Below are 12,083 nucleotides of genomic sequence, written 5' to 3'. Positions count from 1 at the left end.
CCTGTGATGCCGCGACTTCAGTGGCCCGTCTTCACGACCGTGAGACCCTTGTTGCAGATAGGCGGATCGCCCGACACGATGGAACATCCCCCCTGCTTCACTGGCGCGGCGGATGCGCGCGGTGCTTCCCCCGGCACCGTGGAGGCGGTCTCCCGCTCCCCGGGAAGCGGCAGGCGGAAGCGCGCACCGGCCTCTTCCTCGGGCCGCGCGCAGACCACGATCTCGCCCGGACGACCCACCGGGCAGGGCTTGAATATCTTCGTCCGCGCCTCGTAGCGCTTCATCATCTCGGCCGAGCGCTCATCCTCCGGACCGCCTTGCGCGCGGCAGGCCGAGGCGGCGAGCGCGGTCAATGCCAGCAGGAATGCCATTCGCATTATCGACATTGCAACAAAGCTCGCCTATCGGAAGCGCCTCAACTGACAAAGGAAGCCATGGGATGGGGAAGTCAAGTTCCGTCGAAGCCAGTTCCGTTCTCGATCGCGTTCTCGTGCTGGAAATGGTGCGCGTGACCGAGGCTGCGGCCATCGCTGCATCGAAGCTGGTGGGCCGGGGCGACGAGAAGGCCGCCGATGCCGCCGCCGTGGAAGCGATGCGCAAGGCCTTCGACAATCTCTACATGGATGGCACCGTAGTGATCGGCGAAGGCGAGCGCGACGAGGCGCCCATGCTGTTCATCGGCGAGAAGGTCGGCGGCGCGCCGGGCCGTGGCCCCAAGATCGATATCGCGCTCGATCCGCTCGAAGGCACGACCATTACGGCCAAGGCCGGTCCCAATGCGCTCGCGGTGCTCGCCGCTGCCGAGGAAGGCAATCTCCTCAATGCGCCCGACGTCTACATGGAGAAGCTCGCGGTCGGGCCGGGCTATCCGCCCGACATCATCGATCTCGCCAAGACGCCGACCGAGAATGTCGAAGCCGTCGCCCGCGCCAAGGGCGTCGCGCCGTCTGACATCATCGTGTGCGTGCTGGATCGTCCCCGGCACGAGAAGCTCATCGCCGAGTTGCGCGCCATTGGCTGCGGCGTGGTGCTGATCGGCGATGGCGACGTGGCCGGCGTCATCGCCACGACCAATCCGGAAACCACCATCGACATGTACATGGGTTCGGGCGGCGCACCGGAAGGTGTGCTGGCCTGCGCCGCGCTCCGCTGCGTCGGCGGCCAGTTCAACGGCAAGCTGCTGTTCCGCAACGATGACGAGCGGGCACGCGCGCGCAAGTGGGGCATCGACGATCTCGACCGGATCTACAAGCTCGAGGATCTCGCCAAGGGCGACTGCATCTTCGCGGCGACGGGCGTGACCGACGGCTCCCTGCTCGATGGCGTGAAGCGTCTGGCCACGGGCAAGATGACGACTCACAGCGTCGTCATGCGGGCGTCGTCCGGCACGGTGCGCTGGGTGAAGGGCGAACACCGCATCAAGTGAGATATATGGGGCGGCCGCGCGCCGCCCCTCCTCCCTGTCGAGCACCGGGGACGTCGAGCACCGGGGAAAACGGGTCGATGTTTGCGCGATACCCGTCGGAGGCCCGGGCTCTCCGCCCCGCTGACTATTTCTTCAGCCGGTATCCTGTCCGGAACATCCAGAAGATGATGGCCAGGCACACGGCGAGCATGCCGCTCACGAATCCCATCGATATGCCCATGGCGACATCCCCTCGGCCGAAGAATGTCCAGCGGAACCCGCTGATGAGATAGACGACCGGATTGAAGAGCGTCACCGTGCGCCAGGGCTCGGCCAGCATGTGCACCGAGTAGAACGCCCCGCCGAGGAACGTCATCGGCATCACGATCAGCATCGGGATGACCTGCAACTGCTCGAAGCTCTGCGCCCAGATGCCGAGGATGAAGCCGAACAGGCAGAAGCTGACCGCGATCAGCGCCATGAAGGCGATCATCGCCACCGGATGCGCGACCGGCACATCCACGAAGAGATGCGCGGTGCCGAAGATCACGAGACCGATGGTCATCGATTTGGTGGCCGCGGCGCCGACATAAGCGATGACGGTCTCCAGCGCCGAGACGGGCGCCGAGAGCAGCTCGTAGATCGTCCCGCTATATTTGGGCATGTAGATGCCGAAGCTGGCATTGAAGATGCTCTCGGTGAACATCGACAGCATGATGAGGCCCGGCACGATATAGGCCCCGTAGGGAATGCCGTCGATCTCGGTCATACGCGATCCGATCGCGCTGCCGAAGACGATGAAATAAAGCGCCGTGGTGATGACGGGAACGATCAGCCCGGTCATCAGCGTCCGCCGGAAGCGGTTGAGCTCGAAGAGATAGATGGCCAGCATGGCATGCCCGTTCATGCGGCTTTCTCCTCTCCGGCCCCGTGGACAAGGCGCAGGAAAATGTCCTCCAGCGAGCTTTCCCGCGTGTTGAGGTCCTTGTAGCCGATGCCCAGGTCGCCAAGAGCGCGCAGCAGCGCGGAAACGCCGGTGCGTTCGGCATTGGCATCGAACACATATTCGAGCTGATGCCCCTCGTCGATGAGCGTCAGTGCCCATTCAGCGAGACTGTCCGGGATCGTCGCCATCGGCTCCGCCAGCGTGATGTGCAGGGTCTTGCGACCGAGCTTCTTCATCAGCGTGGTCTTCTCTTCCACCAGCACCAGTTGGCCATGGTTGATGACGCCCACCCGATCGGCCATTTCCTCGGCTTCCTCGATATAATGAGTCGTCAGCACGATGGTGGCGCCGGATTCGCGAAGCTGCCGGACAAGCCCCCACATGTCCCGCCGCAGCTCGACGTCGACGCCGGCGGTGGGCTCGTCGAGAAAGAGCAGCCTGGGCTCATGCGAAAGTGCCTTGGCGATCATCACGCGGCGCTTCATGCCGCCGGAAAGCTCGCTGATCTTCGCCGTCCGCTTGTCCCAGAGCGAAAGCTCACGCAGGATCTTCTCGATGAACGCATCGTCCCGCGGCTTGCCGAACAGTCCCCGGCTGAACCGCACCGTGTCGATCACCCGCTCGAACATGTCCGTGGTCAGTTCCTGCGGCACCAGCCCGATGGTGCTGCGCGTGGCGCGATAATCGCGCACGATGTCGTGCCCCGCCACGGTGATCGTCCCGCCGCTGGCATTCACGATGCCGCAGATGATCGAGATGAGCGTGGTCTTGCCGGCCCCGTTGGGGCCAAGCAGCGCGAAAATCTCGCCCTCCTCCACGTCCAGATCGATTCGTTCGAGCGCGACATGACCGCTCGCATAGCGCTTGGTGACGTCGCGGACGGAAAGGATGGCAGCCATGAGGTGGAGCTAGCCGATCGACAGGGGATTTCAAGCCCGCGTGCCGCCACGGCTGTCGCACGGAAGCAATCTCATGCTAGGACTGAGCCTAGGGGTCTCCCGGCCGGACTTGCCCGGCGAGCCTTTTGCCACTCTTCAGGAGCCGATGCGCGCGATCATGACTGAACGCTGTTCCCCGTCCCTGGGTGCCAGGCCATGAACGCGACCCGCTTCGCGCTCGATATCGAACGATCGCTCACTGGCCGCGCGTGGCGCTGGCGCGGGCCGGAGCCCGCCGGCAGCAGTGGCGATCTGGTGGATGATCTGCTGCGCGGGCGCGGCTGCACCAACGACATGCTGGACCGCGAGCGCCTTCCCACGATCCGCGCCTTCATGCCCGACCCCTCGATCTTCCGGGACATGGACCGCGCGGCCGAGCGGCTCGCCGCGGCTGTCATCGACCGGGAATCCATCACCATCTTCGGCGACTACGATGTCGATGGTGCCACCAGCGCCGCACTGCTGATCCGCCTGTTGCGCGACCTCGGGCTCAACGCCGGCGTCTATATCCCGGACCGGCTGATGGAAGGCTATGGCCCTTCCGGCGAGGCGCTGGTCGCGCTCGCCCAACAGGGCTCCAGCCTCGTGGTCACGGTCGATTGCGGCGCGCAGGCCTTCGCCGCGCTGGAAGCGGCGCGCGACGCCGGGCTCGACGTCATCGTCGTCGATCATCACAAATGCGCCGCCGCCCTGCCCCCTGCCCTCGCGCTGGTGAATCCCAACCGACTGGACGAGAGCAGCGATGGCGCCGGGCATGGCCATCTCGCCGCGGTCGGCGTCGCGTTCCTGCTGGGTGCCGCGCTGATCCGCACCTTGCGCGCGCGCGGCTGGTTCGACCGGAACCCCGAGCCTCGCCTCATCGATCTGCTCGATCTCGTCGCGCTCGGCACCGTGGCGGATGTCGCACAGATCCGGGGGCTCAACCGCGCCTTCGTCGCACAGGGGCTGAAAGCAATGGCGCGCCGCGGCAATATCGGCCTCAACGCGCTGCTCTCCGCCAGCCGGCTCGAACGTGCGCCGCTGGCCTCCGATCTCGGTTTTGCACTTGGGCCCCGTATCAATGCTGGCGGCCGCGTCGGCCGGTCCGATCTCGGTGTGCGCCTGCTCACGACCGAGGATCCCGCCGAAGCCGCCCTGCTCGCCGCCGATCTCGATCGGCTGAACAGCGAGCGACGCATCATCGAGGCGAATGTCCAGGAAGAAGCCGAGCGCCTTCTCTCCGAGCGCGGCGAGAGCGCCGTCGCGCTGGTTGCCGGGACGGGCTGGCATCCCGGCGTGATCGGTATCGTGGCGGGACGGCTCAAGGAGAAGACCGGCGCGCCGGCCATCGTCATCGCGCTGGACGAGGACGGCCTCGGCAAGGGATCGGGACGGTCCATCCAGGGAGTCGATCTGGGCGCTGCTATCCTCGCCGCCGGGGACCATGGGCTGCTGATCGCCGGGGGAGGCCATGCCATGGCGGCCGGGCTCACCGTCCGGCAGGACCGGGTTCAGGCGCTTTCCGATTTTCTGGAGGAGCGGCTGCGGGAGGACATCGCCCGCGCGTCCGCTGCCCGTGCCCTGCTTGTTGATCTTCTGGTCGCGCCCGGCGGGCTGACTCCGGATCTGGTGACGCGGATGGAGCAGGCGGGCCCCTTCGGCAATGGCTGGCCCGCACCGCGCGTCGTGCTCGGGCCGGTCCGCGTCGTGCGCGCCGATATCGTGGGCAATGGCCATGTCCGCGCCATCGTCGCCGGGGAAGACGGACGCTCGCTCAAGGCGATGGCCTTTCGCCAGGCCGATGCGCCGCTGGGCCAGGCCCTTCTGGGCGCCGATCGTGCGCGCCGCTTCTGGCTCGCGGGCCGCGCGAAGATCGATGACTGGGGGCCCCGCCCCGCCACCGAACTGCATGTGGAAGACATCGCCGACAGCTGAAAACCCCGCTGAAATGAGGAGGCGCATTCCGGTGGGTGACCGCTTCGCCTCGGACCGAGCAGCATAGCGCCGCGAAGGCGCCACGCCCCCTTGACCCGACCGGAGGAGCCCCCTAAAGCGCCCCGATCACGGCGGCAGGCAACTGCCCGAACGTGGCCCCTTCGTCTAGCGGTCAGGACGCGGCCCTCTCACGGCTGAAACACGGGTTCGATTCCCGTAGGGGTCACCAATGAAATCAACGATTTAGCTTTGATTTTGTCAGTTGCAGAATGCAACATATCGAATTCGTCCACATATGGATTGAGCCTGCGCTGGACGGCCTTGATCGATTTTACCGATAAACCCTTCCTTGGTTGCTGCGGTTTGGCGCGCCGGCGGCGGGTTCGCCGCTGCTTGCCTGATCTGCTGCTGGGGAGGGCCATCCAGGTGCAATTCCAGCGATTCGGCGCTGAAAGATGCACCTTCTGATTGGCTCACCCCCCACTTCGGCGTGCTTGCCTGCGTCCTTTCTGGAGAGGACAAAATGACCGCCGAAATCGTGCGAGAAGGCTCCATGGGAGAGCTAAGCATGGCTGAAGCGGGCGGCGGGCCAAAGGCATTGGATGCTGGGCAGGCGTCACTTCGCCTCTCCCTGATTCTGGTCTGCAGCCTTGTCTATTTTCTCGACGGGATCGTTCACAGTATCGTGGGGCCGCTGGCACCCGATATCGCCGCGACGTTGCGATTGTCGCACGCCGATCTGGGCCCGATTTTTTCGGCCAATCTGATCGGCCAGTGCGCCGGCCTCATCATATTTCCGCTGCTGGCCGCACGACTGGGGCATCGGCGCATCGTGCTCTGCACGCTGGTCGGCTTCGGTCTTTTCGAGGCGTTGTCGGCCGCCTCAAGCACCGCTGCGGAACTCTTTGCCGCCCGATTGATGACCGGCGCCTTCCTGGGGGGCTGCCTGCCAAGCTGTCTTTCGATCGTGACGGCTTCGGCGCCTCCGGAACGGCGCGGCATCGCGATCATGATCCTGTTCACCGGCTATGGCCTGGGCGCCACCATGTCGGGCGTGGTCGCCGAGATGTTCTCGGGCCTGGGGGGCTGGCGGGCGGCCTCCGTGGCCGTCGGAGGCAGCTGCCTCATCTTTGCGGCAATTGCCGGCCTTTGGCTGATCGAACCTGCGAAGCGAGACGAGGCCAACGCGCAAGTCACCCGGAGCATTGGCAATGGCGCACTGGCGATCGTATCGCCTGGCTATCTCCTCGGCACGCTCATGCTCTGGATGTTGTTCATTTCGATGCTGACAATCAGCTACTGCCTCAGCAGCTGGCTCCCCATCTTGCTGGTCGAGGTCGGTCGCGAGAACTGGGTGGCCACCATGTCCGTGTCGATCTTCTCGTTCGGAGGAATTATCGCGGCCCTCGGCGTGGGCATCCTTATTGACCGGTTCGGCGCCACACCCGTTCTGACGACCTTCCTCACGATCGCCGCGATCCTGATGTTCCTTATCGGCAAGTTATTAGCCTCGGCGCCAACGACAATCCTGCTCGTGCTGCTGGCAATATGCGGCTTCTTTTTCCTCGGCGCCTATGGCGGCGTGAATGTCGTGCTGGCGAGCTATTATCCCGATCATCTTCGCGCCGTCGGCATCGGCTGGACCAAGAGCGTCGGGCGCGTGGGCACCGTCATTGCGCCAATCCTGATTGGCTTCGGCCTCAGCGCCGGCGTTTCGGAGACGACGATCATGTCGCTCTTTTCTGTTCCGGCCAGCCTATCGGTGCTTGCGCTCGTCGTCATAGCTGTCGCAGGATCGCGAGAGGCGGCTCGGGCAGTGGTCTCGAGCGGTAACTAGAAAAGCCGGAGAGGCACATGTCGGACATCAGGCAGATCAGGGATTGGCGCGCGCCGACCACCATGGGGACGATGTACGAACGGCTCCTCGGCGCGATCGGAACCGAGGAGTTCGGTTCCACGGTACGGGATTCGGTGCTGGCCGTGACCGCAGGAGCGCGCCGGATCTATCTTTTCGAGGCGACTGGCCGCGAGGATCATTCGCTGCAATATTATTCCTGCGAGCCAGGCGTCGCCGATCTCTTTCCAGCCTATAACAAATGGTATGTCCGGCTCGACCCCGTGTTCGATGCCTATCGTGCGGCACCCGAATGCAGCAACGTCGCCATGCTGCGTATCGGCCCCTCTGACATCGCTTCCCGCGGCTTTCGCCAGCGCTTTTTCGACGATGCCGGCATTGTCGAGCGCGTCTCGATCATCCAGCGCGGTGCCGATAGCTGGCGCGTAATCAATGTCGCGCGTCATGAGAATGAGGGCTGCTTTGGGGATGACGAACTGGACGCGCTGGTCGGACTCGCCTGTCTGGCGCTGCCGATGCTGCCGCTCAACCGGCGTCGGCAGGCAAGCCCGCAGCAGCTGACCGTCGCGCAATTTGAGGAAAGATTTGCCAGCCGCTTCGACCAGTTGACCCAGCGTGAGCGGCAGGTCTGCGCCAGGGCCGCGATCGGCATGACCGTGGAGGCCACTGCGCTCGACCTCGGTATCGCAAAAACCTCGGTCCTCACCTACCGCCAGCGCGCCTACCAGAGGCTGCGCGTGACGAGCCCCTTCGAGCTATGCTCGCTCGTCACGCACTAGGACTGATGCGTCAGGCCGCAACGCTTTCGCGCGAGTCGGCGAAAAGCGGCATGATCTCGCTGGCAAATCGCTCGAGGCTCTTCTGATCGCCCGCCGCGTCGAGCAGCAGCAGATAATCGACGCCGGCCGCCTTCAGCCGCTCGATCCTGGCGATCAACTGGTCGGCCGTGCCGATGAGCCAGATATCGTCTTCATCGCCCGTCGCCATCGGCGGCGCATGCACGCCGCCGGACGCGTTCGGGTCAGTCGAGAGCATGCGATTATTGGCAAGCACATGGTGGTGATGCGCGATCGCCTCTCGTGTTTCGGCTTCGTTCGTCGTGAGATGGAAAGCGCGGGTCACGCCGATGGAGCGTGGGTCGAACGGGCAGCCCTGCGCTTCCACCGCCTCGCGATAGACCGCGATGCGCTGGCCGAGCTGGCCGGAATCGCTGAACTGATCAAGCAGCAGATTATAGCCTTGCTCTGCCGTGCGGCGCGCCGAGGCATCGCTGCCGACGGCGATCCAGACCGGCGGATGCGGTTGCTGGATCGATTTTGGGTCGATGATCGCGTCCGTGAAGTTCCAATATGTGCCGCTGTGCGAGAAACGCCCCGGCGCCGACCAGGCTTTCTGAAGAATGGTCAGCGCTTCCTCATAGCGGGCCTGAAGTTCCGCGCCGGGAATCCCGAATCCCTGGCATTCGACAAAGCGGAAGCCGCGGCCGATCCCGCAATCGAAACGCCCGTCGGACAGCAAATCGAGCGTGCCGACTTCTTCAGCGAACAACAGCGGATTGTGCCAGGGCAGGATCGTGACGGCCGTTCCCAGCCGGATCGTGCGCGTGCGGGCAGCCAGGTTCGAGAGCACCATCATCGAGGAAGGGATCTGGGGCAGGCCCGTGAAATGATGCTCGTTGAGGAACACGGACATGAAGCCAAGTGCCTCGGCGCGCACGACATAGTCGATCACCTGATGCAGGATGGCATGATGGCTGGTGCCCGCCTGGGGGTTTTCCCAGATGCCCATGAATAGTCCGAACTGCATGTCGCTGCCTCCATCTCGTGATGGGCCGACAGATAGCGAAGCGGGATGGCGGCGCCTGTCCACCCAGTTCGGGACAACCAAGGAGCGATAAGCCCATGACAGAGGTCCGACGCATCGATGGACATATGGTCGAACCAGCCGTGTTGAAACCGTTCGCGGCTGCAGTCGATCGGCTGGGATCCGATCGCTTCTACCGAACGCTCAGTGGATCGCTCGGCGTGCTGGTCGACAGATTCTATCTCATCGATGGCAGCACCAGATCGGAACCGCTGATCATGCAGACCGAACTGGACAAGCCGGTCGTCAACGGGAGCACTTATGTAAAGCTGTTCCTGCCCAATGATCCGCTGCAGGTGGCCATCGACAGCGTCAAGGATGACGACACGATCCTGTGCCTGAAGGTGGCGCCTTGCGATATCGTCGTGCCGGCCTATCGATCCATGCTGGAACGAGCAAGCGTCGTCGAGCGCGTCTCCTTCATTCGCAAGTTGGGGCGAAACGGTTGGCGCTGCATGACCGTCGTGCGACGCAAAACGTCAGGCCGGTTCACGGAACGGGAATTATCCCTGCTTGGCAGCGCCTACCGCCTGCTGACTCCACTGGTCGACCGGCACCGCAGCCTGATCGGCGAAGTCGTCGAGAACCGGGCCGATCGCATCGCCGAACTGGAGGAACGGTTCGGCCAGCGTTACCCTGCCTTGACGCCCCGCGAGCGCGAGGTTTGTGCGCGCGCGGCCATGGGCATCTCGGTCGAGGGATGCGCGCTCGATCTCGGAATCGCCGCGTCGTCCGTCCTGACGTACAGGAAACGCGCCTATCAGCGCCTCGGCATAAGCAGCGCCTATGAACTTGCCCGGCTGGTCCTGCGCTAGCGAGCGCCTCTGTCCTTTGCCGGACGGACAGACCCCCTCCCCCCGTCCATCTACTTCTCCCCCAAACAGCAAATCATCGGGAGGGATTTCATGGGGGTGGTGGCCAAACTTGGAACATCGTTTCTGGCATTGAGCGTCGCGCTCTCGTCGCCGGCACTGGCGCAGGGCAGCGCATCGGCCGAAATCGAGACCGGCGAACAGGGGCTTCAGGATATCGTCGTAACCGCCCAGCGCCGCTCGGAGAATGTGCAGCGGACAGCCTTGTCTGTCACCGCCGTCACGGGCGAAACCATGGTATCGCGCGGTGTGAGCCAAACCGAGGATCTCAGCCGCCTGACCGCGGGCCTGCAAGTGCAGCCCTCAGGCGGTCCATACACGACCTTCGCTGTCCGTGGTGTCAGCCAGCTCGGCGGCAATGCCTTTGCCGATCCCACCGTCGCAGTGAACCTCGGCGGCGTCTACCTGGCGACGCCCACGGTCATCCACGGACTCTATCTCGATCTCGATCGCGTCGAAATCCTTAAAGGCCCACAAGGAACCCTCTACGGCCGCAACGCGACGGCCGGCGCCATCAACGTCATTCCGGTGCGGCCCAGGTTCGAGTTTGAAGGAAGCCTTGCCGCCGACGTCGGCAACTATGACCGCTTCAACGCGACCGGCGTACTGAACATCCCGATCTCGGACAATGTCGCCGTGCGGATCGCCGGGCAGCGCGTGCGCCGTGACGGCTTCATGAGCGACGGCACGGGCGACGACAAAGGCGAGGCTGTGCGCGCCTCGTTCCTCGCCGAGCCGACCGACAATTTCTCGGTGCTCATCTCGTTCGACTGGGCCCATCAGGGCGGAAAGGGGCCTGGGGCCACGCTGCGCAAACCATGCGCTGCGCTCGGACGGACAGGCGTGAGCTGCTTCGTCGCCGATCCCTACACCGGCGTCGGCGATCTTGCGAGCTTCTACACGTCCGTTGGCCTCGCCGCGCAGACCCGCAATCCCTTCACCGACGGGAATTATTACGGCGTCGGCCTCAATATGGACTGGACGACCACACTCGGTACGGTGTCGCTGGTTGGTGGCTATCGCGCCGCCAATGTCCGCTACGTGACGACAGCGACGAGCTGGCAGTTGCGCGAGCAGCAGGAGCCCTGGCAAAAATCCGTTGAGCTGCGCCTCGCCTCACCCAGCGCGCAACCCTTCCAATATGTCTTCGGCGCCTATTATCTCGACACGGACATGAAAGCGCGTGCCAATGGCGAGAATGCGCCACGCCGCAACTATAGCGACCAACACACCAACCTCTGGGGCTGGACCGGGGCACTCTTCTCGCAGCTCACCTATGGCTTCACCGATGCGTTTCGCGTGACCGGCGGTCTGCGCTACACCTACGAGAAGAAGAATAGCGACAGCGCCCGCTACACGCTCAACAACACCGTCGGTCCGGATCCGGTCATTCCCGATCTGCCGGTCGGCGCGCCGGCCAACATCGTCCGGGGTTCACGCGACTGGAACAAGGTGACCTGGAAAGCCGGCGTCGAGTTCGACGCAGGGCCGCGCAACTTCCTCTATGCCAGCGTCGGAACCGGTTTCAAGGCAGGCGGCTTCTTCTATGGTCCGGTCGGCTCGCAGACCTACGAGCCCGAAAAGGTGACATCCTATACGGTGGGATCGAAGAACCGGTTCCTCGACAACAAGCTGCAGCTCAACATCGAAGCCTTCTACTCCGACTACAAGGACCAGCAGCTTTCCTTCGTGAAGCTGATCGGCGTTTCATCCACACTGGTGACGGAGAATGCCGGCAAGTCCCACGCCTATGGCTTCGAACTGGAAAGCGAGTTTCTGGCAACGCCGACCACGCGGCTCGGCACGCAGATCCAGTATCTCAAGGCAAAATATGACAGCTTCTCCTATCTGACCCTTGCTGCACCACCCGCCACGTCCGCGTGCAAGGTGACGGCGGGCGTCCCTCAGGCGACCGTGAATTGCGACGGGCAGCCGCCGCTGCGCGCGCCGGAATGGACGATCAACGGCAGCATCGAGCAGAGTTTTCCGCTCGCCAATGGCGGCAGGTTCGCCGCAGAGGCGCGGGGCCGCTACGAGACGGAGTTCCAGAACGACGTTTCCTATGTGCCAGAAACACAAGGAAAGCCGACTGCGCGGATCGACCTCAGCCTTTCCTATCAGGCGCCGGACAATCGCTGGTCGATCCAGGGCTATGTCAACAATGTGACCGATGTTGTCACAATCGCCAGCGCCACGATGAGCAACGCTTATCCCAATAATCAGGCGGTCGGCATCGTCCTCTACGCGCCGCGCACCTTCGGTGTCCGGGGTCAGGTGAGGTTTTGAAGGA

10 protein-coding genes and 1 tRNA gene are annotated in these 12,083 nt (G+C 64.1%); 7 read left to right on the top strand and 4 right to left on the bottom strand.

The window, feature by feature from the left end; genetic code table 11:
• Window positions 1–17 precede the first annotated feature (17 nt).
• On the bottom strand, window positions 18–377 hold the full coding sequence (locus SLG_RS07095) for a hypothetical protein (protein WP_148276518.1): 360 nt from the start codon (window positions 375–377) through the stop codon (window positions 18–20).
• A 62-nt stretch (window positions 378–439) separates the two neighbouring features.
• Here SLG_RS07095 and glpX point away from each other — a divergent pair, with 62 nt between their 5' ends.
• Window positions 440–1,426 (top strand): class II fructose-bisphosphatase, encoded by a 987-nt coding sequence (gene glpX, locus SLG_RS07090; RefSeq protein ID WP_014075765.1) that lies wholly within the window; start codon window positions 440–442, stop codon window positions 1,424–1,426.
• Window positions 1,427–1,550: 124 nt separating this feature from the next.
• Here the strand turns inward: glpX and SLG_RS07085 are convergent, their stop codons facing one another.
• Window positions 1,551–2,312, bottom strand: a complete 762-nt coding sequence (locus SLG_RS07085) for an ABC transporter permease (protein ID WP_014075764.1) — start codon at window positions 2,310–2,312, stop codon at window positions 1,551–1,553.
• Window positions 2,309–3,250: an ABC transporter ATP-binding protein gene (locus SLG_RS07080; RefSeq protein WP_014075763.1), complete on the bottom strand. Its 942-nt coding sequence runs from the start codon at window positions 3,248–3,250 to the stop codon at window positions 2,309–2,311. The genes SLG_RS07085 and SLG_RS07080 overlap by 4 nt, the downstream gene beginning before the upstream one ends.
• A 195-nt stretch (window positions 3,251–3,445) precedes the next feature.
• On the opposite strand from SLG_RS07080, the gene recJ reads away from it, so the two are divergent.
• The 4 genes from recJ to SLG_RS20310 all read left to right on the top strand — a co-directional run bounded on the left by recJ (window position 3,446) and on the right by SLG_RS20310 (window position 7,837).
• Window positions 3,446–5,203 carry a single-stranded-DNA-specific exonuclease RecJ gene (gene recJ / locus SLG_RS07075; protein WP_014075762.1) on the top strand — a complete coding sequence of 586 codons (1,758 nt, stop codon included), beginning with the start codon at window positions 3,446–3,448 and terminating at the stop codon, window positions 5,201–5,203.
• Window positions 5,204–5,357: 154 nt separating this feature from the next.
• Window positions 5,358–5,432 (top strand) — tRNA-Glu (locus tag SLG_RS07070).
• Between the two features lie 294 nt (window positions 5,433–5,726).
• Window positions 5,727–7,040, top strand: coding sequence for an MFS transporter (locus SLG_RS07060; protein ID WP_014075761.1), 1,314 nt, complete (start codon window positions 5,727–5,729; stop codon window positions 7,038–7,040).
• 17 nt (window positions 7,041–7,057) lie between these two features.
• A complete protein-coding gene (locus SLG_RS20310; protein ID WP_014075760.1) occupies window positions 7,058–7,837 on the top strand; it encodes a helix-turn-helix transcriptional regulator in 780 nt (259 codons plus the stop codon).
• A 10-nt stretch (window positions 7,838–7,847) separates the two neighbouring features.
• On the opposite strand, the gene SLG_RS07050 is transcribed toward SLG_RS20310, so the two are convergent.
• Window positions 7,848–8,864, bottom strand: coding sequence for an LLM class flavin-dependent oxidoreductase (locus SLG_RS07050; RefSeq protein ID WP_014075759.1), 1,017 nt, complete (start codon window positions 8,862–8,864; stop codon window positions 7,848–7,850).
• 95 nt (window positions 8,865–8,959) lie between these two features.
• On the opposite strand from SLG_RS07050, the gene SLG_RS20305 reads away from it, so the two are divergent.
• Window positions 8,960–9,736 carry a helix-turn-helix transcriptional regulator gene (locus SLG_RS20305; protein WP_014075758.1) on the top strand — a complete coding sequence of 259 codons (777 nt, stop codon included), beginning with the start codon at window positions 8,960–8,962 and terminating at the stop codon, window positions 9,734–9,736.
• Between the two features lie 90 nt (window positions 9,737–9,826).
• Window positions 9,827–12,079 (top strand): TonB-dependent receptor, encoded by a 2,253-nt coding sequence (locus tag SLG_RS07040; RefSeq protein WP_014075757.1) that lies wholly within the window; start codon window positions 9,827–9,829, stop codon window positions 12,077–12,079.
• The last annotated feature ends 4 nt before the right edge of the window (window positions 12,080–12,083 follow it).

It is taken from the genome of Sphingobium sp. SYK-6 (genome assembly GCF_000283515.1).
GTDB classification, from domain to species: Bacteria; Pseudomonadota; Alphaproteobacteria; order Sphingomonadales; family Sphingomonadaceae; genus Sphingobium; species Sphingobium lignivorans.
This window is presented reverse-complemented; position numbering and strand designations above follow the sequence as displayed.